Source organism: Verrucosispora sp. ts21 (assembly GCF_002879555.1).
Classification (GTDB): domain Bacteria; phylum Actinomycetota; class Actinomycetes; order Mycobacteriales; family Micromonosporaceae; genus Micromonospora; species Micromonospora gifhornensis.
On record NZ_PNOZ01000053.1, the window covers coordinates 1 to 24,069 of the forward strand.

At 71.4% G+C, this 24,069-nt stretch carries 24 protein-coding genes and 1 riboswitch; of the genes, 8 read left to right on the top strand and 16 right to left on the bottom strand.

Annotation, left to right across the window (positions count from 1 at the left end):
• Positions 1–160: 160 nt before the first annotated feature.
• The 9 genes from C1A38_RS21425 to C1A38_RS21465 form a co-directional block, all read right to left on the bottom strand.
• Positions 161–1,183 (bottom strand): serine hydrolase, encoded by a 1,023-nt coding sequence (locus C1A38_RS21425; RefSeq protein ID WP_102659548.1) that lies wholly within the window; start codon positions 1,181–1,183, stop codon positions 161–163.
• A gap of 87 nt (positions 1,184–1,270) precedes the next feature.
• A complete protein-coding gene (locus C1A38_RS21430) occupies positions 1,271–2,017 on the bottom strand; it encodes an SAM-dependent methyltransferase (RefSeq protein WP_102659549.1) in 747 nt (248 codons plus the stop codon).
• 79 nt (positions 2,018–2,096) lie between these two features.
• Entirely contained in the window at positions 2,097–2,444 is a 348-nt protein-coding gene (locus tag C1A38_RS21435; protein ID WP_102659550.1) for a DUF6968 family protein, read from the bottom strand.
• Positions 2,445–2,532: 88 nt separating this feature from the next.
• Positions 2,533–3,300 carry an urease accessory protein UreD gene (locus C1A38_RS21440; RefSeq protein WP_102659551.1) on the bottom strand — a complete coding sequence of 256 codons (768 nt, stop codon included), beginning with the start codon at positions 3,298–3,300 and terminating at the stop codon, positions 2,533–2,535.
• Positions 3,300–4,055 (bottom strand): urease accessory protein UreG, encoded by a 756-nt coding sequence (gene ureG, locus C1A38_RS21445; protein WP_102659552.1) that lies wholly within the window; start codon positions 4,053–4,055, stop codon positions 3,300–3,302. Before ureG ends, C1A38_RS21440 begins: the two co-directional genes overlap by 1 nt.
• On the bottom strand, positions 4,045–4,746 hold the full coding sequence (locus tag C1A38_RS21450) for an urease accessory protein UreF (protein ID WP_102659553.1): 702 nt from the start codon (positions 4,744–4,746) through the stop codon (positions 4,045–4,047). Before C1A38_RS21450 ends, ureG begins: the two co-directional genes overlap by 11 nt.
• Positions 4,746–6,449: an urease subunit alpha gene (locus C1A38_RS21455; RefSeq protein WP_102659554.1), complete on the bottom strand. Its 1,704-nt coding sequence runs from the start codon at positions 6,447–6,449 to the stop codon at positions 4,746–4,748. The genes C1A38_RS21450 and C1A38_RS21455 overlap by 1 nt, the downstream gene beginning before the upstream one ends.
• Entirely contained in the window at positions 6,446–6,775 is a 330-nt protein-coding gene (locus C1A38_RS21460) for an urease subunit beta (protein ID WP_102659555.1), read from the bottom strand. The genes C1A38_RS21455 and C1A38_RS21460 overlap by 4 nt, the downstream gene beginning before the upstream one ends.
• Positions 6,772–7,074, bottom strand: coding sequence for an urease subunit gamma (locus C1A38_RS21465; protein ID WP_013734263.1), 303 nt, complete (start codon positions 7,072–7,074; stop codon positions 6,772–6,774). The genes C1A38_RS21460 and C1A38_RS21465 overlap by 4 nt, the downstream gene beginning before the upstream one ends.
• 280 nt (positions 7,075–7,354) lie before the next feature.
• Here C1A38_RS21465 and C1A38_RS21470 point away from each other — a divergent pair, with 280 nt between their 5' ends.
• The gene (locus C1A38_RS21470; protein ID WP_102659556.1) at positions 7,355–7,732 is read left to right on the top strand and encodes a PadR family transcriptional regulator; all 378 of its coding nucleotides are present in this window, start codon (positions 7,355–7,357) and stop codon (positions 7,730–7,732) included.
• A gap of 2 nt (positions 7,733–7,734) precedes the next feature.
• On the top strand, positions 7,735–8,424 hold the full coding sequence (locus tag C1A38_RS21475; protein ID WP_102659557.1) for a hypothetical protein: 690 nt from the start codon (positions 7,735–7,737) through the stop codon (positions 8,422–8,424).
• Between the two features lie 11 nt (positions 8,425–8,435).
• Here C1A38_RS21475 and C1A38_RS21480 read toward each other — a convergent pair whose 3' ends face one another.
• Entirely contained in the window at positions 8,436–9,701 is a 1,266-nt protein-coding gene (locus C1A38_RS21480; protein ID WP_102659558.1) for a serine hydrolase domain-containing protein, read from the bottom strand.
• A 145-nt stretch (positions 9,702–9,846) separates the two neighbouring features.
• Here C1A38_RS21480 and C1A38_RS21485 point away from each other — a divergent pair, with 145 nt between their 5' ends.
• From C1A38_RS21485 to C1A38_RS21505, 5 genes are all read left to right on the top strand, one after another.
• Positions 9,847–10,515, top strand: coding sequence for a response regulator transcription factor (locus tag C1A38_RS21485; protein ID WP_102659559.1), 669 nt, complete (start codon positions 9,847–9,849; stop codon positions 10,513–10,515).
• A gap of 113 nt (positions 10,516–10,628) precedes the next feature.
• Complete coding sequence (locus C1A38_RS21490) at positions 10,629–11,627, top strand: sensor histidine kinase (protein WP_286047541.1); 999 nt, start codon at positions 10,629–10,631, stop codon at positions 11,625–11,627.
• 55 nt (positions 11,628–11,682) lie between these two features.
• Positions 11,683–11,795: riboswitch (SAM riboswitch) on the top strand.
• Between the two features lie 273 nt (positions 11,796–12,068).
• The gene (locus C1A38_RS21495) at positions 12,069–12,914 is read left to right on the top strand and encodes an ABC transporter substrate-binding protein (RefSeq protein WP_102659561.1); all 846 of its coding nucleotides are present in this window, start codon (positions 12,069–12,071) and stop codon (positions 12,912–12,914) included.
• 35 nt (positions 12,915–12,949) lie between these two features.
• Complete coding sequence (locus C1A38_RS21500; RefSeq protein ID WP_102659562.1) at positions 12,950–13,732, top strand: amino acid ABC transporter permease; 783 nt, start codon at positions 12,950–12,952, stop codon at positions 13,730–13,732.
• Complete coding sequence (locus C1A38_RS21505) at positions 13,729–14,460, top strand: amino acid ABC transporter ATP-binding protein (RefSeq protein WP_013734266.1); 732 nt, start codon at positions 13,729–13,731, stop codon at positions 14,458–14,460. The genes C1A38_RS21500 and C1A38_RS21505 overlap by 4 nt, the downstream gene beginning before the upstream one ends.
• Positions 14,461–14,509: 49 nt before the next feature.
• On the opposite strand, the gene C1A38_RS21510 is transcribed toward C1A38_RS21505, so the two are convergent.
• The 4 genes from C1A38_RS21510 to C1A38_RS21525 all read right to left on the bottom strand — a co-directional run bounded on the left by C1A38_RS21510 (position 14,510) and on the right by C1A38_RS21525 (position 19,946).
• Entirely contained in the window at positions 14,510–15,028 is a 519-nt protein-coding gene (locus C1A38_RS21510; RefSeq protein WP_146017592.1) for a hypothetical protein, read from the bottom strand.
• Positions 15,029–15,168: 140 nt separating this feature from the next.
• The gene (locus tag C1A38_RS21515) at positions 15,169–17,334 is read right to left on the bottom strand and encodes an ATP-binding protein (protein WP_146017593.1); all 2,166 of its coding nucleotides are present in this window, start codon (positions 17,332–17,334) and stop codon (positions 15,169–15,171) included.
• Positions 17,335–17,415: 81 nt separating this feature from the next.
• Positions 17,416–19,041, bottom strand: a complete 1,626-nt coding sequence (locus tag C1A38_RS21520; protein ID WP_102659565.1) for an ABC transporter permease — start codon at positions 19,039–19,041, stop codon at positions 17,416–17,418.
• On the bottom strand, positions 19,038–19,946 hold the full coding sequence (locus C1A38_RS21525; protein ID WP_102659566.1) for an ABC transporter ATP-binding protein: 909 nt from the start codon (positions 19,944–19,946) through the stop codon (positions 19,038–19,040). The genes C1A38_RS21520 and C1A38_RS21525 overlap by 4 nt, the downstream gene beginning before the upstream one ends.
• 104 nt (positions 19,947–20,050) lie before the next feature.
• Here C1A38_RS21525 and C1A38_RS21530 point away from each other — a divergent pair, with 104 nt between their 5' ends.
• Positions 20,051–20,884: a TetR family transcriptional regulator gene (locus C1A38_RS21530; RefSeq protein ID WP_102659567.1), complete on the top strand. Its 834-nt coding sequence runs from the start codon at positions 20,051–20,053 to the stop codon at positions 20,882–20,884.
• 22 nt (positions 20,885–20,906) lie between these two features.
• Here the strand turns inward: C1A38_RS21530 and C1A38_RS21535 are convergent, their stop codons facing one another.
• Both C1A38_RS21535 and glpK read right to left on the bottom strand, forming a co-directional pair.
• Positions 20,907–22,238, bottom strand: a complete 1,332-nt coding sequence (locus C1A38_RS21535) for a carbohydrate-binding domain-containing protein (protein WP_102659568.1) — start codon at positions 22,236–22,238, stop codon at positions 20,907–20,909.
• 128 nt (positions 22,239–22,366) lie between these two features.
• Positions 22,367–23,884: a glycerol kinase GlpK gene (gene glpK, locus C1A38_RS21540; RefSeq protein WP_102659569.1), complete on the bottom strand. Its 1,518-nt coding sequence runs from the start codon at positions 23,882–23,884 to the stop codon at positions 22,367–22,369.
• Positions 23,885–24,069 lie beyond the last annotated feature (185 nt).

Genomic DNA, 24,069 nt, shown 5'->3' on the forward strand with positions numbered 1-24,069 from the left:
GCCTCGCCTCGCCTCGCCGATCTTGCACTTTTGGTCGGTGATTCGCGGCTTTTCAGAGGTTACGCCCCGACAGAAAGTGCAAGATCGACGGGGTCAGCGGGGGTTAGGTCGAGGCCAGGGGGAGGGAGCGAGAGGGTGGGAGGGTGTGAGGGTGGGGTGGTCAGCCGCCGTTGTTGGGGTGGAAGCGGGGGACGCGGTGGCGGGCGGGTGCGGTGCGGTTGGTGATCGGGGAGATGGCGTCGAACATGGTGCGGCCGAGGACCGCATGGGCGCGTACGGCCGGGTGGGTGCCGCCGTAGTTGTCCAGGTCGCCGAGGGAGTCGGCGAAGAAGGCGTAGGTAAGGGTGGGTGCGCCGGTGGGGTCGAACATGACGCCCACCTCGTGTCGGGCGGCTCCCTGCGAGTCGTAGTCCGCGCCGTACTTGGTGGCCACCCGGCTGCGCTCGGCCGAGGACATGTCACGACGGATTCCGTCGTGGTAGCCGTTGATCCAGCGCAGGATCCCGAGCAGGAAGTCGCTGGACCGGGGGGACAGCAGGGTCTTGTTGACCAGCCGCCACAGCAGGTCGTGGGTCTCGCGTGGGGTGGTCACGCCGAGGAAGAACCGGTTCGGGTTGGCCACCGGCTCGACCCGGGTGTGGGTGAAGCCCTTGGCCGCGAGGATCTGATTGATCTCCAGGGCCGGCACCACCCGGCCACACATTCGTACGGCGGTGTTGTCGGAGACGAGCAGCAGCGCGGTGAGGAAGTTCGCCACGGTGATCTCGTCGCCCCAGACGGTGTGCAGAAAGTAGATCCCGCTGCCGCCGAGGATGATGTCTCCGGTCAGGTCCAGACGCTGACCGAGGGACAGATCGCCACGGTCGATCTTGTCCATGACGGCCACCGCGACGGCGAGCTTCTGCACGCTGTAGCCGTGCGTCACCCGGTCGGCGTCGTCGTCCACGACGACACTCAGCCCACCGGCGGCACCGACCATCGCGACATGCGTGTGCCACGAACCCCCCGCCAGCGCCTTCTGCCTCCGGTACGCACGCCGGATCACCTCCGCCGCCGGCCGGGTGCCGACCGACGAGCCTGCGTCGGGGCCCGGTGCCGCCACGGCTCTGCCTGGCGTTGCGACAAACGCCGCCGTCGCCGCCCCGATCCCGATGGCGGCCCGACGACTCATCTGCTCGGCCATTCGCCACTCCTCCGCTCAGCGCTCCAACCCGGCAGGTGCCGGCACCGGACACACGGTGCCATATCACCTGATCCGGTGCAGTACCGGTCAGCGGCGGATCAGAGCGAAAACTCCCCAGCCCAGGTGGTCGCGGCGGTAGCGCACGTGGCGCAACGGATCCTCGGTCAACTCCTGACGTAGCTCGGGGGCGAGCGGGTCGTCCGGGTTGTCGTCCAGCCAGCGGCGCAGGTTGAGCCAGTGGGCCGCCGCGTAGCGGTCCCAGCTGTCCTGGTCGGCCAGCACCATCTCGACCACGTCCCAGCCCTGCTCACCGAAGAGCCCGACCAGGCCGGGCAGGTCCCGGAAGTCGTCCCGGTTGGTGACGTCGCAGCCCTCGACGGTCGCCTGGTCCGGCGGGTCGATCCGCCAGTACGGCTCACCGACCAGCGCCATCCCACCCGGCCGTAAGCCTCGGGCCAGGATCTCCAGAGTGCCGGGAACACCGTCGCCGATCCAGGTGGCCCCGACACACGCCGCCACGTCGACCGGTTCGTCGGCCACGTACGAGGCGGCGTCGCCATGGACGAACTGGACCTGATCGGACACGCCCAGCTCGGTCGCCCGCTGCCGGGCGGCGGCGGTGAAGGCGGTGCTGATGTCCACACCGGTGCCGGTCACCCCGTGATCGCGGGCCCAGGTGCAGAGCAGCTCGCCCTTGCCGCTGCACAGGTCAAGGATCGACGTGCCCGGGGCGAGCTTCAGTGCGCGGCCCAGGGTGGCCAGCTTGTCCCCGTCGAAGGGGTTGAGGATGCGCAGGTCACCCTCGCGGATGACGAATTGTCGCGGCAGGTCCATGCACCGGGACGCTAGCCACCGGCGACATCGGGGCCAACCGGATTACCAGGGACCGGCCGGATTACCAGGGACCGGCCGCTCAACCCAGGCTGGCAGGTGGCACGGTCGGTCCCGGGTCGACACGCAGGCCGAAGTCCGGCTGTCCCAGCCAGTCCAGCCGGGCCGAGGTCTGCTCGGCGTGCTCGGCCAGCAGCAGCCGGACCCGGTACGCGGCCAGCAGCAGCGCTTGTAGGGAGTCCACTCCGTACGCAGTCTGCACCGAATCCTCGCCCAGCCCTTCGACCTGGAACGGGCAACCCCAGTCGCCGTTGTGCGACAACGGATCCGGATGCGGCTTCCCGAGGCGGACCACCAGCTCGGACCTGACCCCTTCGGGGTCGATGACCACGATGCGCCGCTCGGCGACGACCTCACCCAGTCCGGACAACCTCGTGCTCCTCTCCCCCGACCGAATCTCCTCCGGTCCGATCTCCCCTGACCGACTCTCACCCGGCCGAATCTCACCCAGCCGAATCTCACCCGGCCGATCTTCCCCCGGTCGCAGCAGCGAGGCTGTCCGCAGGATCGTCCGGCTCAAGATACGACCGCAGGGTGTGTGCGTCGGGAGCGGTGGCGGTCCAGAGGGTCGCCGGCCCACCGGCCAACGGCAGGCGGGCGAGCGTGCCCCGTACCACCGGTGTGGCGCTGGGTAGGGCCGGGTCGACGACGAGCAGCGAGCCGGTGGCCGGTGCGCCTCCGAGGACCGCCGGGCCGGCCCAGCCTGGTGCCTCGGGTCCGACCGTCAACGAGTGGCGCAACAGCGGCCGACCTGCCAGGTCCACCCAGGTGTTGATCTCGGCGTGACCGGGCTGCTCGCCGTGCCGGCCGCAGATCAACTCGTCCCGCCAGTGCAGGGTGCCGCCTTCGGCGACTTCCACCTGGGCGTCGGCGACGTGCGCGCAGCCGGCCGCGGCGACCAGTTGCTCCGGCAGCCAGTGCAGGACGGCCTCCGCCTCGACGGTGGCCCATACCAGCATCCGGGAGACTGCGCCGGGGCGGCCCGGCAGCGCGATGGAGGCGGCGACTGTGTGCACGCGTACCACCGCACCCGGGCCGACCTCGACGTCCAGCCGCAGGTCGTCGCCGGCGAGCGGACCGGCCGCCCCGCCGACGACGTACACCGTGACGCCACCGTCCGGGCCGGGGACCTGGCGCAGCAGCAGTGGGCTCTCGCCGCGCAGCTCGGCCAGGGTGGTGCGGCCGTGCCGGTCGGCACGGGCCACCAGCCGGGCGGTGGCCCGCATCAGGCCTGCCCGGCGGGAACCGCCGCCCGGGTACCGGCGCTGGGCGCGGAATCGAGGCCGGTGGCGCGGTGGTGGGCCAGTTCGTGCCGGATCCACGCGGCGACCTGGGTGGCGAGGGGATCCTCGGTGATGGACTGGAACACCGTGGGCAGGTTGCCGCGCCGGGCCCGGGCGTCGCGGTCCATCACGGACAGGTCCGCGCCGACCATCGGCGCCAGATCCGTTTTGTTGATCACCAGGAGGTCGGCGGCGGTCACTCCCGGACCGCCCTTGCGTGGCACCTTGTCCCCGCCGGCCACGTCGACCACGAAGATCTGCCGGTCGACCAGCCCGCGGCTGAAGGTGGCGGTCAGGTTGTCGCCGCCGCTCTCGACAAGCACCAGGTCCAGCGGGCCCAGTGCTTCGGCCAGTTCGTCGACCGCGTCGAGGTTCGCGCCGATGTCGTCGCGGATGGCGGTGTGCGGGCAGCAGCCGGTCTCCACCGCGCGGATCCGGGACGGGTCGAGCACCCCGGCCCGCTTGAGGAAGTCGGCGTCCTCGGTGGTGTAGATGTCGTTGGTCACCACACCGAGGCGCAGTTCGTCGGCGAAGGCCCGGCACAGCGCGGCGACCAGGGCGGTCTTGCCGGAGCCGACCGGGCCGCCGATGCCGACCCGCAGCGCCCGGACGGCGGTGGGCAGCGGGGCGTGCGGGTCGACCCCCGGTTCGGGGTGGGTGTGGGGAACAGACTCGTCGTGCGCGATGTCAGGACGCAAAGAGACGCACCTCCCAGGTGGCATGAGCTTCGGCGTGGATGTCGGCAAGTGGCGCTGCGGCGGCGGGCAGCCGCCGCGGTGGTAGTTCGGCGGCCCGCGCCGCGCGGGTCGCGGTCGCGTCGCAGGCGTCGGCGAGCCGCACCAGCAGGGCCTGCACCTGGTACGGATCGAGACCGAGCAGGCGTACGGCGGCGCTTGCCGACCCGGTCACCGTGGCGTGTACGGCGACCGTGGCGACCTGTGCCGCGTCGAGGCCGGCGGCGGCCCCGACCAGACCGAGCGCGAGCGGTTGGTGCGGGCCGCCCGGTGTGGCGGGCAGATCGTCGAAGGTCGCGGCCGACCAGATCTCCCGACCGGCCCGCAGCAGCGCACGGCCCTGCCGACGGGACACCGCCCGCTGCGCCGGCGAGGCGGTACGGGCATCCAGTTCCGCATCGAGCAGGGCGAGCGCTGACCGTCGGCCGGGGGCCTCGTCCGACCCCGGCGGCGCGGCCACGGACCGGGCCGCCGCCGCGAAGGCCGCCGCGACCAACCCGGCGGTGGCCAGTCGACCGCGCAGGTACTCGTCGAGCGTGGACAGGTCGGTCACCCGCCCGGCCGCGACGGCCGCCTCCAGACCGGACGAGTGGGCGTGCGCCCCGGCCGGGAACCGCCCGTCGGCGACAAGCAGCTGAATCGTCGTCGCGGTCATCAGAACAGGAAGTACCGCTGGGCCATGGGCAGTTCGGTCACCGGATCCGGTTCGACCACCTCGCCGTCGATGCGGACGGTGAAGGTGTCCGGGTCGACCTCGATGCGCGGCAGGGCGTTGTTCTCCGGCAGGTCCGCCTTGCCACGTGAACGCACGTCGGCCACCGGCACCACCCGGCGGCGTACGTCGAGGCGCAGCCCGGCCTCCAGCGCCGCCGGGGCGACGAACGCCAGGCTGGTCGCCGCCGCCGCACCGCCGTAGGCACCGAACATCGGCCGCGGCAACATCGGCTGCGGGGTCGGGATCGAGGCGTTCGCGTCCCCCATCTGCGCGTACGCGATCATGCCGCCCTTGATGACCAGGTGCGGTCGTACGCCGAAGAAGGCCGGTTCCCAGAGCACCAGGTCGGCCAGCTTGCCCGGCTCCACCGACCCGATCTCGTGGTCGAGGCCGTTGGCCATGGCCGCGCAGATGGTGTACTTCGCCACGTACCGCCGGGCCCGGTGGTTGTCGGCGGCGCCGTCACCCGGCAGCGCCCCCACCCGGGCCTTCATCACGTGCGCGCTCTGCCAGGTACGCAGCACGACCTCGCCGACCCGGCCCATCGCCTGCGAGTCGGAGCCGATGATGGAGATCGCGCCGAGGTCGTGCAGCAGGTCCTCGGCGGCCATGGTGGACGGCCGGATCCGGCTTTCGGCGAAGGCCAGGTCCTCCGGTACGGCCGGGTTCAGATGGTGACAGACCATCAGCATGTCGAGGTGCTCGGCGAGGGTGTTGCGGGTGTACGGGCGGGTCGGGTTGGTCGACGAGGGCAGCACATTGGGTTCCCCGGCGACGGTGATGATGTCCGGCGCGTGCCCGCCCCCGGCCCCCTCGGTGTGGTACGAGTGGATGGCCCGCCCGCCGATCGCCCGCAGGGTGTCCGCGACGAATCCGGCCTCGTTGAGGGTGTCGGTGTGGATGGACACCTGCACCCCGGAGGCGTCCGCCACCCGCAGGCAGGCGTCGATGGCCGCCGGGGTGGTGCCCCAGTCCTCGTGCAGCTTGAAGCCGCCGGCTCCGGCCCGCAGCTGCTCCCACAGCGCCTCGGTGGAGACCGTGTTGCCCTTGCCGAGCAGCAGCACGTTCACCGGGAAGGCGTCGAGGGCCTCGTGCATCCGGGCCAGGTGCCAGGCGTTCGGGGTGACGGTGGTGGCCCGGGTGCCCTCGGCCGGCCCGGTGCCACCGCCGACCAGGGTGGTGACCCCACCGGCGAGGGCCTCGGTGACGATCTGCGGGCAGATGAAGTGCACGTGGGTGTCGACCGCACCGGCGGTGAGGATGCGACCGTTGCCGGCGATGACCTCGGTGGCCGGGCCGATCACCAGGTCGGGGTGCACCCCGTCCATGGTGTCCGGGTTGCCGGCCCGGCCCAGCGCCACGATCCGCCCGTCGCGCAGCCCCACGTCGGCCTTGACCACACCCCAGTGGTCGAGCACCACGGCACCGGTGATGACGGTATCCAGGGCGCCCTCGGCCCGGGTGGCCCGGGACTGGCCCATCGACTCGCGGATCACCTTGCCGCCGCCGAAGACCGCCTCGTCGCCGCCGACGCAGTGGTCGTGTTCGACCTCGATGAGCAGGTTGGTGTCGGCCAACCGGATCCGGTCACCGGTAGTCGGCCCGTACAGGGCGACATAACGGTTTCGCTCGACGATGCTCATGCCGCTCCTCCCGGCTCGGCGTCCAGTGCCCCGCCGCACTCGCCCCGCAGGCCGGGCACGATCCGGGCACCGGCCAACGGCACCAGGTCGACACTGCGACTCACCCCCGGTTCGAAACGCACCGAGGTGCCCGCCGGTACGGCCAGCCGCTGCCCCCAGGCGATGTCCCGGTCGAAGTCCAGCGCGGGGTTGGCCTCGGCGAAGTGGTAGTGCGAGCCGACCTGCACCGGTCGGTCGCCGGTGTTGACCACCAGCAGGGTGGTCACCGGCCGACCAACGTTGATCTCCACCGGGTCGGCGGCCGGCAGGATCTCCCCCGGGATCACGGGATCGGGTGGTGCACCGTCACCAACTTGGTGCCGTCCGGGAACGTCGCCTCCACCTGCACCTCCCCCAGCAACTCGGGGATGCCGTCCTGGACGTCCTCGCGGGTCAGCACGGTACGACCGGCGGACATCAGGTCGACCACGGAGCGCCCGTCGCGGGCACCTTCGAGCAGGAAGGCGGTGATCACCGCGACGGCTTCGGGATAGTTCAGACGCAGGCCGCGTTCACGACGGCGCCGGGCGACATCGGCCGCCACGTGGACGAGCAGACGATCCTGCTCATGGGGAGTGAGATACAAGGGTGGCTCCCGGTGGGTGTCCGCGCCCCGTCGACCGCCGGCAGCGACGCCTCGACGCGCCGTCCCACGGTTCGGGGCTCGCCCGTCGAGTCCCGCCACGTGTGCGGGCCTCGGGAGTTCCACCCTCCCGGCCCACCTGGCGAGGCACCGACGGTGTCTTCTCGGATGCGGACCGCACCGCCCACCGCTGAGCCGACCGTAAGGGATCACGCGGCCGTCGGCAACACCCGTACCAACTTCGGTATATCGCGACACCAAATAGCGCGGTATTATGCCTCGCATGGTAGTGGCAGAAGGCCAACCGACCGACGACAACGACCGTCAGACCCAGCTTCTGCGCGGCGTGCTGGACATGTGCCTGCTGGCGCTGCTGTCCCGCGAACCCGCCCACGGTTACGAGCTGGTGCGGCGGATGGAGTCGGCCGGCTTCAGCACGATCAGCTACGGCACCCTCTATCCGCTGCTGACCCGGATGCGCCGCCTCGGCCTCGTCGCCGACGAACAGCAGATCAGTCCGACCGGCCCACCCCGCAAGGTGTACGCGCTGACCAGGGCCGGACGCGCTCGCCTCGATGCCTGGCAGAACCAGTGGACCCGCTTCGCCGGCACCGTCGACGCCATCCTCGTCCCGACCGACCACAGCCCGCCCAGGAGTTGACCGTGGAGACCATCGACAGCGTCCTGTCCGAGGCCGACCGTGCGTGGCGGGCCTACGGCGTCAGTTCGGCCGATCGGCGGGTACTCGCCGCCGACCTGCGCCTCGATCTGGCCGCCGCGGCCGCCGACGGGGGCGACCCGGTGCAGTTGGTCGGCGGTGACGTGGCCGGCTTCGCCCGACGGCTCGCCGACGAGGCCGCTGTCCGGCGGGTACGCCCGGAATACCACCGTCTCCTGCTGACCGCGTTGGCCGGTGCCCTGCTCGGCAGCCTGCTCGGTGCCGGCATCTTCACAGCGCTGTATCCGCTGCTCGTCCGTTTGATCGACATCCCCCGTTCGATCGAGATCCCGGTCCAGGTCGCTGTAGTCGTCTACTACGGCGTGCCGGCCGCCGTGGTGGTGGCCGGGGCGGTCACCGCGGTTCGGCTCCGGCTACGCGACCTGCCCCAGATCCGGAGAACCGCCCTGCTGATGAGCCTGCTGCTGCCGGCGGCCGGCATCGTCGTCACCCCGATCACCATGGCGTACGCCTGGTCCACCGACTACAGCACCGCACCGGAGGTGCTGGTCGTCGAAGTCGTCATGGTGCTCGCCGCGCTGGCCGGCGCCACGGTACTGGCCCGTCGCCTGTCGCTGCGCGAGCGCCGGCGGGCCACCGGCGCTGCGCCCGACGCCGCAGTCGAACCCGCCTGACGTGCCCGCGTTCAGCCGCCGCCGGGCAGGTCGACCCGCTCACCGGTGACGGCCTCGACCTCCCGGGCGCAGATCTCCAGCAACGGCATGTCGTCGTAATTGCTCAGAACCACACCGACCCAACCGGTGTCCGGGTAGACGGTCCAGTTCGCACCGACGCCGCCGGCGCCGCCGCCACGCCCGATCACCCACTGGCCGCCGATGATCGAGACAGGCATCGTGTACGCCTCGAACCCGGCGGGGCCGGGACCGGGAAGCTTGGCCCCGGCGAACAGATCGGCGTAGGGCCGCTCCAGCAACGTGCCGTCGTGCAGCGCGTACGCGAACCGGGCCAGGTCCGGTGCGGTGGCGAAGCCGTCGCTCGAGGCGTACCCGATGAAGCTGCGCCCCGGATTCCTGCCCCGGATGGGCGGGCTGACGCTGCCCTTGTCCAGGTTACGTACGGCGTCCACCCGGCTGCCGTCGTCCTGGCGCATGTACGGGTGCGCGATGCGCGCGTCGGTGAGCCACTGCGTCCGGGTGAAGAACCCCGAGCCGGTCATGCCAGCGCGTTCGAAAATGTGCTCGTGGGTGTAGTCCCAGTACGTCATGCCGGACACGACCTCGACGATCTGCGCCGCCATGGCCAGACCCACACCGCCACCGGGGAGATGAGCGTTGGCTCCCGAGCCGGGGACCCCCACCAACCGCGCCTGCCGGACCCACTGCTCGCCGACCTCGTGCACCTCTTGCCGACTGTGGTAGACGCGTTGCCAGTCCGGCATCGGAGCATCGATGCCGGAGGTGCTGGTGAGCAGGTGGTGGATGGTCACCTGCTCGGCGATCTCCGTCGCCACTCCTTCCAGGTGGCTGCCCACCGGGTCCGACAGCGACACCTTCCCCCGCTGCACCAACTGCAGGATCGCCACCGACAGGAACGGTTGGCTCGCCGAGGAGAGGTGGAACGCGACATTCTCGTGGTTGCGGATCCCCCGCTCCTTGTCGGCCATGCCATAGCTGCGTGACAACACCGTCCGACCCCGGTACGACAGCAGCACCACGCCGGAGAACCTGTCCTGTGCCGCCAGCTTCGCCACGAACCGGTCATAGGCCCCGCCGGGCCGGGTCTCCGGCGGGACCCGGCCCGACCCGGGCGGTCCGGCGGTGACGCGGCTGTCTGCGGTCGGCGGGGCGGCGCGGGCGAATTCGGTGCCCACCAGTGGCGCCCCGGCCGCCGCCAACCCGCCCCACTCGAGCAGTCGCCGCCGGTCGATGCCACGTGCCGATTCCGGATTCATGTTCACGGTCCTTTCCTGTTCGACGAGCCGACCGGCATCGTCAGATCACGGTGGTCTGCGCTCTACCGAACAGGAACGGCTGTTGCGAGGGCGTACGCGTTTTTCGATACGCCGACGACATGTCGCACCTCGTAGCATCGAGGGTGTGCGGGTGTTGATCGTCGAGGACGAGCCCTATCTGGCCGATGCCATTCGCGATGGTCTACGCCTCGCGGCGATCGCCGCCGACATCGCCGCTGACGGCGGCATCGCCCTTGAGTTGCTGGACAGGAACGCCTACAGCGTCGCCGTCCTCGACCGCGACATTCCCGGCCCGTCCGGCGACGAGATAGCCGAGAGAATCGTCGCCTCCGGCAGCGGTACGCCCATCCTCATGCTCACCGCCGCCAGCCGACTCGACGACAAGGCGTCCGGATTCGCACTCGGTGCCGACGACTACCTCACCAAGCCCTTCGAACTGCGCGAACTCGTGCTCAGGCTCAGAGCACTCGATCGGCGCCGCGCCCCCACCAGGCCACCCGTGCGGGAGATCGCCGGGCTGCGTCTGGATCCGTTCCGCCGCGAGGTCCACCGCGACGGCCGCTATGTCGCGCTGACCCGCAAACAGTTCGCCGTGCTCGAGGTGCTCGTCGCCGCCGAAGGCGGTGTGGTCAGCGCCGAGGAACTGCTGCAACAGGCGTGGGACGAGAACGCCGACCCGTTCACCAACGCCGTACGCATCACGGTCTCGGCACTGCGCAAACGACTCGGCGAGCCCTGGATCATTTCCACCCTGCCCGGCGTCGGCTACCGCATCGACGAGGCACGACCGTAGCCCGGCCACCCGGTTTGAGCGTTCGCCTCAAACTCACCCTCAGCTACGCCGGGTTTCTCCTGCTCGCCGTCGCCCTGCTGCTCGCGGTCGTGTGGCTGTTCCTGCTCCGCTACGTGCCCGACGGTGTGCTGGTCACGGGACCGCCGGGGTCGCACCCCCGCCTCTTCATTCCCAATCGGTCCGACCTGCTGCGCGCCTTCGCGCCGAAGGCCGCGGCGCTGTGGGCGCTGCTACTTCTGTTCGGCCTCGTGGCAGGGTGGATCCTGGCCGGCCGGATGCTCGCCCCGCTGACTCGCCTCACCGATGCCACCCGCAGGGCCGCCGACGGATCGCTCTCCCACCGGATCCGGTTGCCGGGCCGCCAGGACGAGTTCCGCGAACTCGCCGACACATTCGACACCATGCTCGCCCGCCTTGAAACACACGTCGCGCAGCAGCGCAGATTCGCCGCCAATGCCTCACACGAACTACGCACCCCACTGTCGATCACGCAGACACTTCTCGACGTGGCACGTACCGATCGGCACCGCGACCTCGGCGAGATCATCGATCGCCTGCACGCCGTCAACTGCCGGGCCATCAAACTCACCGAGGCATTGCTTCTGTTCAGTCGTGCCAACGAAAAGTCATTCACCCGCGAACGCCTCGACCTTTCCCTGCTCGCGGAAGAGGCTGCCGAAACGCTCCTGCCGCTTGCCGAGAAACGCGGCCTGACCATTCAGTCGCGGGCCGATCTTGCCCCGGTCCTGGGCTCCCACCCGCTGCTGTTGCAGATGACGACGAACCTCCTGCACAACGCGATCATTCACAACACCGCCGATCAGGGCACCGTGTGGATCACGACAAGTGTCGCGCCCGGGGCTGTGCTGCTCACCGTCGAGAACACCGGCGAACGACTCACCCCACACCTGGTTTCCACGCTGGTGGAGCCGTTCCAGCGCGGCACCGAACGGGTCCGTGCGGAGCACGCCGGTGTCGGCCTCGGCCTGGCCATCGTCACGAGCATCGTCCAGGCACACGACGGTGCCCTCACCCTCGCCCCCCGCCCCACCGGCGGGCTCCACGTCACGGTGCGCCTACCTGCCGCACCACCGGAGATGACCAGAGCGTGAGGGCCGTCATACCGGGTGGACGCCGACCCATCCCCTGCTGCTAGCCTCGGCCGCAGGTCATGAGTGCCAGCGTGAAGCCCCGGCTTGCTGGCCGGCAACCCTCGTCCGCGCAGGGGTGCCCCGGGTGAGGACCAGGCACCGGTGCAACCACCGGTGCAAGCGTGGCCTGGTTTCCAGGTCATCACGACCTCGAGGGAGACCCATGTCGTACCGCAGTCGATCCGCTCCCGTGGCGGCCTGCCTCGATCTGACCCAACGTCGGCACGTCGACATGATGCGGGTCTGTAGCGCCGCGTGTAGCTGACCGCGTCGCTGCCGGTCGCCGAGCCTGCGGGCCTCGGCATCTCCCCCTCTGCCATCGGTTCATCCCAGCGGTCCGTCCCACGGCGGACCGTCGGTGCGGCACGTCCGTGCCCGCCGTCGTTCATCCAGGAGACACCTGTGCGATTCGTTCCTGCCCTGACCCGGGCCGCCGCCGTCGGCGTCGCCGCAGTCCTCGCCGCCGTCACGCTTACCGCCTGCGGCTCGGACTCGGCCGGCGAGGCCGACAACCCGTACAACCTGCTCCAGCCGGGCGTGCTGCGGGCCGGCACCCTCACCGACGCGCCGCCGAACGTGTACCTCAAGGACGGCAAGTTCACCGGGTTCGACAACGACCTGCTTGTCGCCGCCGCCGACAAGCTCGGACTGAAGGTCGAGTTCGTCGGCACCGACTTCTCCGGCCTGCTGGCCCAGGTCAACAACCGCAAGTTCGACATCGGCAGCTCCTCGATCACCATCACCGAGGCGCGGAAGAAGACAGTCGACTTCGGCAACGGCTACGACTTCGGCTACCTCGGCCTCAACGTGCCCGCCGGTTCGACGCTGAGCAGCTTCGACGAGCTGCCCGGCAAGCGGGTGGTGGTCGTGCAGGGCACCGTCCAGGACGACTACGCCACCACCAAGGGCCTCGACCCGGTGCGGGTGCCCGACTACAACGGCGCGCTCAACCAGCTCAAGGCGGGCACCGCGGACGCCTGGATCTCCCCGGCCGAGATCGGTGAGAAGACCGCCGCGGACAGCGGCGGCAAGATCGAGGTGGCGGCGAAGGAACTCAGCCCGGCCCCGACGGCGTACGCCTTCGCCAAGGGCAACGACGCGCTGCGCGAGGCGCTGAACAAGGCCCTCGACGAGGTCATCGCCGACGGCACCTGGACCCGGCTCAGCGAGCAGTACTACCCGGGTCGGGCGATCCCGGCCGACTTCACCCCGGGCAGCGGCACCGTGACCGTCCCGTCGGCTTCCTGACGGCGAGTAGGAACGAGCAGGGCGGAGGTTGACCCGTGGATCCGTTGCGCACCCTGTGGGAGACGTTCTTCGACTGGGAGTCGATGCGCGAGGCGCTACCCGAGATGATCACTGTCGGGTTGCCGAACACGCTGATCCTGGCGGTCACCGCCGCCCTGCTCGGCTCGGCGCTGGGCATCGTGCTGGCCGTCGCGGGCATCTCGCGGACCCGCTGGCTGCGGTGGCCGGCGCGGGTCTACACCGACGTGTTCCGTGGCCTGCCAGCCGCGGCGACGATCCTGTTGATCGGGGTCGGCCTGGCCCCGCTCGGCATGCAGGTGTGGGGGCCCAACCCGTACCCGCTGGGCATCCTGGCGCTGTCGCTGATCGCGTCGGCGTACATCGGGGAGATCTTCCGCTCCGGCATCCAGTCGGTGGAGGCCACCCAGCTGGAGGCGGCCCGGGCGCTCGGCTTCTCCTGGGGCGAGGCGATGCGCCGGGTGATCATTCCGCAGGGCATCCGGCGGATCCTGCCGGCCTGGGTGAACCAGCTGATCGCCCTGATCAAGGACTCCAGCCTGGTCTACTTCCTCGGCCTGCTGGCCAGCCAGCGGGAGCTGTTCCGGATCGGGCAGGACTACGCCGCCAACACCGGCAACCAGTCGGCGTTGCTGCTGGCCGGGCTCTTCTACCTGGCGCTGACGGTCCCGCTGACCCACGTCGTCAACTGGATCGACGGGCGACTGCGACACGGCCGACCGGCCACCGGCCCGGCCGACGACGACCCCGACGACCTCGACCTGGCGCTGCCCGGCGCCGCCGGAGGGAACCAACGATGAGCGACTCGGTCAGTCTGAGCCTGCGCGACGTGCACCTGGCCTTCGGGCGTCACCAGGTGCTGCGCGGGGTGGACCTGGACGTGGCCCGGGGCGCGACGGCCTGCGTGATCGGCCCCTCCGGGTCGGGCAAGTCGACCCTGCTGCGTACGGTCAACCGGTTGTTGGAACCGGACCGCGGCGACGTGCTGCTGGACGGACGCAGCGTGCTGCGCGACGACCCGGACGCCCTGCGGCAGCGGGTCGGCATGGTGTTCCAGCAGTTCAATCTCTTCCCGCACATGAGCGTGCTGCGCAACATCACCCTCGCGCTGCGACGCATCCGCAAGCTCGGCGAGGACGAGGCGGCGGCGGTGGCCCGCGAACACCTGGACCGGGTGGGGCTGGCCGCGAAGGCCGATGCCCGCCCGGCGCACCTGTCCGGTGGGCAGCAGCAACGGGTCGCCATCGCCCGCGCGCTGGCCATGCAGCCGCAGGTGATGCTCTTCGACGAGGCCACCTCGGCGCTGGACCCGGAGCTGGTCAAGGGCGTCCTGGCGTTGATGGCGGACCTGTCGGCGCAGGGCATGACCATGGTCGTGGTGACCCACGAGATGGGTTTCGCCCGGGAGGTCGCCGACACGGTCGCGTTCATGGACGCCGGGGTGGTGCTGGAGGCCGGCCCGCCGGCCGCGATCTTCGAAGCGGCGCAGCACCCGCGCCTGCGCCGCTTCCTCTCCCAGGTGCTCTGACCCCAGGTGCGCTGATCCCGGGTGCTTCTGAGCAGCCCGGGGGCCGTCGTCACTGTCCGGTCGGCAGTTGCCCGTCGAACTCAGGGCAGCGCTTCATGGTGTAGTCCGACACCGGCGGCATCGCCGTCTTGAGCCCCTCCATGGTCTGGCCGAGGCGGGCGTACGCCGCAGGATCCTGAGGCATGCTCTTGCCCGAGGCCTCGATGACGGCGGCGTAGAACTCGCTCACCGTCGCCACGTCGGACTTGATCTCGGCGGGTGCCGCCGCCTTCAGCTCCTTCAGCTGAGTACGGGCCTGCGCCACCTCGGCCTTGCCCGCGCTCTCGGTGAACAGCGGGTCCATCGCCCCGGTGAACGCCTGCACCGCGTCGCACCAGCGGTCCCCGTCACCGGACCCGGTGTTCTTCCCGCCGCTGCCCTGGTCCGGCGCCTGCCCGCCGTCGGCGTCGGTGGTCGCCGCCGGCGGCTCGGCCCCACCCGAGGCGGTGTCGTCGTCCGTTCCGCCGGCACAGCCGGTCAGCATGAGCCCGGCCGCGAGCACGACAAGCAGCCCTCGAACCCGTCCCATCGTCTTCTCCTTCGACCTGAACACGCTGACCGCCCCCGTCCGCCTCCGGCGTCGCCACGGTCGCGGCACCCGCCACGTCGGCGTCCACCACGGCCGTGTCCGGACACCGAGCAGTCTGATCGGCGGTCTTCGGGGGCGGTTCAGGAATTGTTCAGGCGAGCCCGATCCGGTAGCGCGGCCGCGGCCGGCTCGACACCGATCTCGGTCATCCGCACGACGTACTCCTGATGGCGCCGGTTGGCCTCACCGTGCCGTCCGGCGGCCGACAGCGCGGCGATCAGCCCGAGGTGGGCCGGCTCGTCGTAACCGTCCTCACCGACCAGCCGCAGGTACCAACCGATCGCCGCGTCGGCCCGGCCCAGGTGCAGATACCGCCTCGCCAGCCGGTGGGTCACCTCGCGGTGCAGTGCGGACAGCAGCGCCCGGGGCCGCTGGACCGCCGCACCGACGACCTCGTCGTCGGCGCAGAGATCACCGGCGTACATGGCCCCCACCGTCTCCAGTTGGCCCAGCAACCGATCGTCGGTGGCGGTGCCGGCCGGCGGCGGGCTCGCGGTGTCGGCGACGACGGCCGCCCGGGCCGCGTCGTGGAAGCGCAACGCGTCCACCACCACATGTGCCGTACTGAGCTGCACGGTGGCCGAGTCGGTGATCAGGTAACGGTCCGCCGGATGTCGCCGAACCGGGTCGAGCACACCCCGTACGGTCGAGATCAGCACCGACAGGCGGCGCAGCGCCACCTCGGCGCGGGCCTGCGGCCACAGCGCGGCGGCCAGGGCGTCGCGGGGCACCGGTCTGCCGAGCTGCGCGGCCACCATGTGCAGCAGATCGCGCGCCTTGCGGGACTGCCAGCTGCCGACCGGCACCGCCGCGCCGGCCAGCCGCACCGCGAACTGGCCCAGGATCTGCACCTCCACCTCGGGAACCGGTGCCGGCCCGATCGCCGCCAACGGTCCGGCGACGTGCCAGCCACCTTCCTGTACGCCGATGCGGCGCAGCCGCTCGTACGCGATCCGCTCCGCGACCAGGTCACCGGTGAGCCGGGCCTGGAGCAGGGCGTTGGTGGCGAGCGCGAACTCGTTGCCGAGCTCGGCCCAGATCGTCGCCGCCTCGACCAGGTCGGCGAGCAGTCGGCGTACCGTCCGGGGTGAACTCGCCTCGGGGTTGGCGCGGTGGGCGGCGAGGGTGACGAGTTCCATGGCCTCGGCCAGGCCCGCCGTGTCCCGGCGGCGACCGGCCTCGGCGCGGACCTGTTCGCCGTACCGCAGGGCGGTGTGCGGGTCTCCGGAGCAGAGGGCGACCCAGCCGGCGGCCAGTTCGGCGATGGTGGGGCCGGCGGAGCTGGGCAGCGACAGGGCCCGCTCGGCGTGGCGGGCCGCCGCCTGCGGGTCGTCGGCGTAGCTGAGCCGGGCGAGCCCGGCGCACGCCTCCACCAGCACCTGCGCGTTGCCGTCCGGCTCTCCCATGGCCAGCGCGGCCCGGTAGGCGGCCACCGCCTGGTGGGTGGCCCCCCGTACCCGGTGCACCCGGGCGGTCAACGTCAGCCCGAAGGCAGCCAGCGGGGAGCCGGCCCGCTGCCACCGGGCCAGCGCCTTGTCCGCGTCGCTGCGGGCGCGGTGCAGGTCGCCCAGGCCGAGCCATGCCTCCGCGCGGTTGTGCAGCGCCAGCGCGAGCAGCATCTGCTGACCGAGCAGCTCGCCGAGCCGGACCGCCTCGTCGAGTTCCTCGATGGCCGGTCGGTAGTGTCCCTCCTCGACGAGCCGCGACCCGACATTGCACCGGATCCGCAGTTGCTGCCCGAAGTCGCCGGCGCGTTCGGCCGCCGCCAGGGCCTGGGCGTACGCGTGCTCATTTCCCGCGCGGTCGCCGTCGCCGAACGCGGCCAGCGCCTGTGCCAGGTAGGCCGCCGCCACCGCCGCGTCGTCGCCGCTGCGTTCGGCGATCCGGACCGCATCGGTGGCCAGCTGCCGGGTCCGTGTCTGGTCGCCCTGGGCCCAGCGGGTCGCGGCCCAGCCGGCGAGGACCTGGGCGCGGTCGGCCAGCGCCGACGGGTGCTGGTCGTCGAGGTCGAGGTCGAGGTCGACGCGGCGATAGCAGGCGTCGGCCGCGTCGAACCGGCCCTGCTGGTGCAGCAGCACACCGAGCCGCCAGGCCAACCCCGCGGGCAGCGGCAGGTCCGCCGGTACGGCCGCCAACCGGCGCAGGGCCTCGTCCTGGTGTCCCTGGTGGACGGCCGTCTCGATCGGGGTGAGCAGGTCGCGCATGCCCGGACCACCCGTGCCGTGGCCTGAGCGTCCTCGTCCCACCTCATCGAGTCTAGTGAGCCTCGCCGCACCGGCCCGCCGACGCGCGGTGGGCGTGCCGGGAGCGCGCTCGAGAAGACCTGGTCACCGTGGGGTGTCGCGGTGGCGGAAGGCGGCCAGTCCGGCGGCCAGCAGCACCACCGCCACGGCGGTGAGGACCAGCAGCGGCGGTGCGGTCGCGTCGACGCCGGGCACGGACGGCACGTGCGTGTACGGGGACAGGTTGAGGGCGGCCTGCGGCAGGTCGAGCACCGAACCGAGCTGGCCGAGCAGCAGGAACACGATAAGCGACGCCCAGCTCAGCCCGACCGACCAGCGGGGCAGCGCACCGAACAGCGCGGTGACCACCCCGGCGACCACCAGCAGTGCCGGTAGCCGCAGCAGCGCCGCCCCGGCCAGGTCGACCGTCCAGCCGACCGGATCGCCGTCGGCCACGCCGTACCCGAGGCCGGTGGTGATCCCGGCCAGCAGCACCAGCACCGACGCGCCGAGGACCGCGCCGAGGACCTGCGTGCCGAGCCACCGGGTACGGCTGACCGCCGTGGCGAGCAGCGCCTCCAGGATGCCGTCGGACTCGTCGGTGCGGGTCCGCAACAGCGCCTGCACCACGTACGCGCCGATGGTCAGCGCGAAGATCCCGAGCATCGCGGCCAGGTACGCGTCGACAAGTTCGGCACCGCCGCCGAGCTGGGCTATCACCTCGGCCGCCTGCGGGTTCTCCGCGATCATGGCGTCGACCTCGTGCCCGGCCACGCCCATGGCGAGACCGAGGACCGCCACCGCGACCGCCCAACCGGCCAACGCCCCCCGGTGCAGCCGCCAGGTCAACCCGGCGGGGCTGAGCAGCCCGGACGCGGCCCGGGCCGGTCCGCGGCGGGCGGCGAGCAGGCCCGCGCCGACGTCCCGACGCTCGGCCAGCAGGTAGGCCACGGCGACGCAGGCGACGAGCAGGGCGATCGGCAGGGCCAGCACCCACAAGCGTTCCGGCCCGAAGGCCCGGACCTGGGTGCCCCAGCCCAGCGGGGACAGCCACACCGGCCAGGCGCTGTCCAGGCGGGTCGCGGTGGCGGCCCGCTCACCGAGCACGTCACCGGCGGCACGCAGCAGGAACGCCACACCGACCGTGGCGGCGGCGAGGGCGTTCGCGCCGCGCGAGGTGACGGTGAGCTGGGCGGTGACGGCGGCGACGCCGGTGAAGGCGACACCCACCCCGCCGATCGCCGCCGCGGCGGCCAGCGACCCGGCGACCGGCAGGCCGATGCCGACCAGGGCCAGGGCCAGCAGCCCGGCGGCCAGCACGTTGGCACCCACCACCACGACCAGGGCGGCGGTGAGCAGGGCGTACCGCCCGACCGGCGCGGCACCGAGCAGTTCCGCCCGGCCGGTCTCCTCGTTCTGCCGGGTGTGCCGGATCACCGCGAAGGTGCTGAGCAGCGCGGCGAGCAGAGCCAGGGTCAGGTACGACTCGGTGACCACCACGGCACCGACGTCCGCGCCGGCGATCGGGCCGTTGAAGGCCCGGGCGACCACGCTGGTGATCGCGGTTTCGGCGTAGCCGAGGCGGGTCTGCGCGTCGGGGTAGAGCCCGGCGACGCTCTCGGCGATGGCGTACCCGAGCAGGGGGGCGCCGAGCACCCAGAGGCCCAGCCGGATCCGGTCACGGCGCACGACGAGCCGGGCCAGCCGACCGGTGCCGGCGAAGGTGCTCATCGGGCACCGCCGTCGGAGGTGGTGACAGTGTCGCCGTAGTGCCGCAGGAACAGCTCCTCCAGCGTGGGCGGTGCGCTGGTCAGGGCCCGGACCTGGAAGCGGAGCAGGTGAGCGAGCAGCGTGTCGAGGTGCGCCGGCTCGACCTCCAACCGGACCCGCCCGTCGACAGCGCGGACCTCGTGCACCCCCGGCAGCTCCGCCACCCCGGTCAGCGGGCGTACGGTCTCGACGGTGACCGTGGTGCGGGCCAGGTGCCTCAGCTCGGTGAGGGTGCCGGACTCCACGATCCGCCCCTCCCGGATGATGCTGACCCGGTCGCAGAGCGCCTCGACCTCGGCCAACACGTGACTGGAGAGCAGCACGCTGGCACCGCCGGCGGTGAGTTCGCGGACCTCCTCCTGGAACACCGCCTCCATCAGCGGGTCGAGGCCGGAGGTCGGTTCGTCCAGGACGTACAGCTCGACGTCGGAGGCGAAGGCGGCGACGATGGCGACCTTCTGCCGGTTGCCCTTGGAGTAGGTGCGGCACTTCTTCGTGGGGTCCAGTTCGAAGCGACGCAGCAGCTCGTCGCGGCGGCGTTCGTCGAGGCCGCCGCGCAGGGCACCGAAGAGGTCGATCGCCTCGCCGCCGGAGAGGTTGGGCCAGAGGTTGACGTCGCCGGGCACGTACGCCAGCCGCCGGTGCAGCGCCACCGCGTCGCGCCACGGGTCGCCGTCGAGGACCCGCACCTGCCCGGAGTCGCGACGTAGCAGGCCGAGCAGGATCCGGATGGTGGTGGACTTGCCGGAGCCGTTGGGGCCGAGGAAGCCGTGCACCTCCCCCGGTTCCACCCGCAGATCCAGTCCGTCGAGGGCGCGTACGCTGCCGAAGGTCTTGACCAGGTTGTCGATGGCTATCACGGACATGGGGGCCTCCCGCCGCACCGAACACGACTCACTGCACTGACCGATGGTAAGGGTCGGAGGCGAGTCTGTCCGACCGCCGGTCAGGAGCGGTTACCCTCGACGGCATGACCTGGGCGGAGACCGACGGCACCCGCGAGAGGATCCTGCGCGCCGCGTTCGACCTGTTCACTGTGCACGGCTACCAGCGCACCTCGCTGCGCCGCATCGCCGAGCGGCTCGGGCTGACCAAGGCCGCGATCCTCTACCACTTCCCCAGCAAGGGGCACCTGCTCACCGCCCTGGCCGAACCGATGGTCGGCGACCTGGAGAGGCTTGTCGACGCCGCCGAGACGTTGCCGCCCGGGCCGGCGAGGTGGACGCTGCTGGAGGGCTGGGTGGACACGATGCTGGAGCACCGCGGCCGTCTCGGTCTGCTCCTGCACGACCTCGCGCTCGTCGATCAGGGCAGCACCTACCAGCGGCTGCTGCGCATCGCGATGCGGGCCAACCAGATCCTCGCCGGCCCCGACCCGAGCCGGCGGGACCGGGTCCGCGCGGTGCAGGCGATCGCGATGTGCAGCGACCCGGTGGTGTTCCTCATGGAGGTGCCCGCGCCGGTGCTGCGCGCGGACATGCTCGACGGCGTACGCCGCCTGCTGACCGACGATCCGCACGGCACCGATCCGCGAAGCACCGATCCCCTCGGCGCTGACCGCGATGGCAGCCATCGCAGCACCGATGCCCGGGATGTCGACGAGGAGCCGGCGGTCGGGGCGGTGGGCCGGCGGCGGCCCGGCCGACCCCGCTCGATGGGCCCGGAGCAGCTGCTGGTGGCCCGCCGGATGCATGCGGCAGGCACGCATTCCATCGACGAGATCGCCGCCGCCTGCGGCGTGTCCCGGGCGACCCTCTACCGGCATCTCAATTCGCCGGACAATAACGAGACAGTATCGGGATAGTTTTGCGACACCTGTCGCAGGATCAGCGCACCAGACCGAGGCCGGTGTACCGGCGCTCGTGCGCCGGGAAGTTCTCGGTGGTGTGCGGCGCGTAGATCCAGGTGCGCAGCGAGTCCGCCGCGGTGTCGATCTCGACCAGCCGGACGGGGTTGGTCCGCTTGGAGTGGAAGGTCTGCAGGAACGAGTAGATCCGGTTGCCGTTCACACCGGTGTCCACCCGCGACGCCGCCGTGCCGGTGTGCCCGGAGAAGACGAACCGGATGTTGGGGTAGCGCCGCACCAGGTTGTCGAAGACGTACTGCGGGCTGCTGGCACCGAATCCGGCACTCTGCCCGATGCTCGCGTCGCTCTCCAGGTAGTGATGGGTGACCAGGACGACGTTGTGGCGCGGGTGCGCGGCCACCACCTGCTGCGCCCAGGTGACCGCCGCCCGCCGGGGCCACAGCTCCAGGGTCAGCACCAGCCAGTGCACTCCCCCGGCCGTGTAGGTGGCGTACGCGTTGTCGACCTTGCCCGCCTCGAACTGGCCCTGCACCGACCCGAAACGTGCGGCGGTGAAGTACCTGTTGAACACGGCGGTGTCGCGCAGCAGCGGCCCGGCCGGGCTGCGTGGCTTGCCGTCCGGGCCGAAGACCTGCCCGTCGTGGTTGCCGATGGCCAACGTGTACGGCACCCCGGCCTGCTCCAGCGGGCGCAGGGCGTTGCTCGCCCGCACGTACTGGACGTGGTCCGGTGTGTCGTAGTTGATCACGTCGCCGGAGTGCGTGACGAAGCGCAGATCCAGCGCGTTGCGCTGCGCCACCAGCCAGTCGATCCGCTGCCGGAACCGGTTGTCCGCGGCGTCCAGCACCTCCTCCTGGGTGTCCGGGACGACTGCGAAGCTGAACTTGGTGTCGGTCGGCGGCTTCGCCTCGGTCCGGACGTACGCCAGGTGGGCGTTACGGTCGCACGCGCCGGTGTAGCGGTCGTTGACCAGGTCGATCCGGACGGTGTGCTGTCCCGCGGGCAGCGGCGCACCGACCTGGTAGGCGCCGTAGTCGGTGGCGCTGACCACCGTCACCTCGCCGACCGGGGTGCCGCCCACGCTCACCCGGATCGTGGGCCACCCCTCGCAGTGGTCCCCGATCGCACCCACCACAAGCGTCCCTGCGCCCTGCACGGTGGTCAGCGCGTAGCTGGTGTTGCGCCACAGGGTGGCATGGGTGCCCGACGCCGGCTTCGGCGTCCCGGTGGCCGGCTGGATGGATCCGTTGACCACGGTGAACGGTGACGACACGGCCGCGTTCGCCGATCCCGTCAACACCCCGGCCGACAGGACGACGACGATCGCCACGATCGCACGCGTGACCCGCATGGCTGCCCCTCTCCACGCCTGGCCCCCGTGCCCGACATCGGCGATGTTAAGCCACATCAGCCGGGTATGCCCGGCAACGGCCCGTCAGCGGGCGCGCCCCACCGCCGACCAGCCGCACAAAGGTGAGGTCACTCCACGTCCACCCAGTCCAGCGTGCGCCCGACCGCCTTCTGCCAGCCCGCGTACCCGGCCGCGCGTTGCTGCGCCGACCAGGACGGGTGCCACCGCCGGCTCTCGTTCCAGTTGTCCCGCAACTCGTCGGTGTCCTTCCAGAAGCCGACGGCCAGCCCGGCGGCGTACGCGGCACCCAGCGCCGTCGTCTCGGCGACCACCGGCCGGCTGACCGGCACACCGAGAATGTCCGCCTGCAACTGCATGCACAACTCGTTCACGGTGACCCCACCGTCGACTTTGAGACACTCCACGGCCACCCCGGAGTCCTGCGCCATGGCCTCGGCCACGTCCCGGCTCTGGTAGCAGATCGCCTCCAGCGCGGCCCGGGCGATGTGGGCGTCGGTGTTGTAGCGGGACAGCCCGACGATGGCCCCTCGGGCGTCGGCGCGCCAGTACGGGGCGAACAGGCCGGAGAAGGCCGGGACGAAGTAGACCCCGCCGTTGTCGTCGACCTGCCGGGCGAGGTCTTCGCTCTGCGCGGCGGTCCTGATGATCTTCAACTGGTCGCGCAGCCACTGCACGGCGGAACCGGTGACGGCGATGCTGCCCTCCAGCGCGTACACCGGCTGCTCGCCGGCGAACTGGTAGCAGACGGTGGTGAGCAGCCCCGACTCCGAGCGGACGATCTCCGTACCGGTGTTGAGCAGCATGAAGTTGCCCGTACCGTAGGTGTTCTTGGCCTCGCCCGGCGCGAAGCAGACCTGTCCGACGGTGGCCGCCTGCTGATCACCCAGGTCGCCGGTGATCCGAACCGTCCCGGCGAACGGGCCGCCCGACGCGGTGGTGCCGTACGCCTGCGGGTCCGACGACGCGACGATCCGGGGCAGCATCGCGCGGGGGATGTCGAAGAACGACAGCAGTTCGTCGTCCCAGTCGAGGGTCTCCAGGTCCATCAACATGGTGCGGCTGGCGTTTGTGGGGTCGGTGAGGTGCACACCGCCGTCGGTGCCGCCGGTGAGGTGCCACAGCAGCCAGGTGTCGGTGTTGCCGAAGATCGCCTCACCGCGTTCGGCGGCGGCCCGCACCCCCTCGACGTTCTCCAGGATCCACTGGATCTTCCCGCCGGAGAAGTAGGTCGCCGGTGGCAGCCCGGCCTTGCGCCGGATGATCTCGCCGCGACCGTCGCGTTCCAGGGCCGCGGCGATCCGGTCGGTACGGGTGTCCTGCCAGACGATGGCGTTGTAGTACGGCCGGCCGGTGCGCCGGTTCCACACCACCGTGGTCTCCCGCTGGTTCGTCACGCCGAGCGCGACCAGGTCGGAGGCGGCCAGGCTGTGCGTGTTCAGCGCGGTACGCACCACCGTCTGGGTCCGTTCCCAGATCTCCAACGGGTTGTGCTCCACCCAGCCGGCCCGCGGCAGGATCTGCTGGTGTTCCAGCTGGTGGCGACCCACCTCGTTGCCGCCATGGTCGAAGATCATGAAACGGGTGCTGGTGGTGCCCTGGTCGACGGCGCCGACGAAGTCAGCCATGTCCGGATCTCCTTGTCATGCTCGTCGCGCCCCTGGCAACCACGGGCGCGGTCCGGCCACGCCGCACCCGACTGCGGTAGCGGAGCGTGGCACGGATTGAAGCAGAGCAAAGCACGGCCAGGGCACGGCGGCCACCGCGACGCCCGCCTCACCCGAGACGGCACATCGGTCCGCGAGGCGTCGCC

Coding starts and splice junctions, on each gene's coding strand:
- C1A38_RS21425 (WP_102659548.1), bottom strand. CDS start 1,183: ATGGCCGAGCAGATGAGTCGTCGGGCCGCCATCGGGATCGGGGCGGCG.
- C1A38_RS21430 (WP_102659549.1), bottom strand. CDS start 2,017: ATGGACCTGCCGCGACAATTCGTCATCCGCGAGGGTGACCTGCGCATC.
- C1A38_RS21440 (WP_102659551.1), bottom strand. CDS start 3,300: ATGCGGGCCACCGCCCGGCTGGTGGCCCGTGCCGACCGGCACGGCCGC.
- C1A38_RS21450 (WP_102659553.1), bottom strand. CDS start 4,746: ATGACCGCGACGACGATTCAGCTGCTTGTCGCCGACGGGCGGTTCCCG.
- C1A38_RS21455 (WP_102659554.1), bottom strand. CDS start 6,449: ATGAGCATCGTCGAGCGAAACCGTTATGTCGCCCTGTACGGGCCGACT.
- C1A38_RS21470 (WP_102659556.1), top strand. CDS start 7,355: ATGGTAGTGGCAGAAGGCCAACCGACCGACGACAACGACCGTCAGACC.
- C1A38_RS21480 (WP_102659558.1), bottom strand. CDS start 9,701: ATGAATCCGGAATCGGCACGTGGCATCGACCGGCGGCGACTGCTCGAG.
- C1A38_RS21505 (WP_013734266.1), top strand. CDS start 13,729: ATGAGCGACTCGGTCAGTCTGAGCCTGCGCGACGTGCACCTGGCCTTC.
- C1A38_RS21510 (WP_146017592.1), bottom strand. CDS start 15,028: ATGGGACGGGTTCGAGGGCTGCTTGTCGTGCTCGCGGCCGGGCTCATG.
- C1A38_RS21520 (WP_102659565.1), bottom strand. CDS start 19,041: ATGAGCACCTTCGCCGGCACCGGTCGGCTGGCCCGGCTCGTCGTGCGC.
- C1A38_RS21525 (WP_102659566.1), bottom strand. CDS start 19,946: ATGTCCGTGATAGCCATCGACAACCTGGTCAAGACCTTCGGCAGCGTA.
- C1A38_RS21530 (WP_102659567.1), top strand. CDS start 20,051: ATGACCTGGGCGGAGACCGACGGCACCCGCGAGAGGATCCTGCGCGCC.
- C1A38_RS21535 (WP_102659568.1), bottom strand. CDS start 22,238: ATGCGGGTCACGCGTGCGATCGTGGCGATCGTCGTCGTCCTGTCGGCC.
- glpK (WP_102659569.1), bottom strand. CDS start 23,884: ATGGCTGACTTCGTCGGCGCCGTCGACCAGGGCACCACCAGCACCCGT.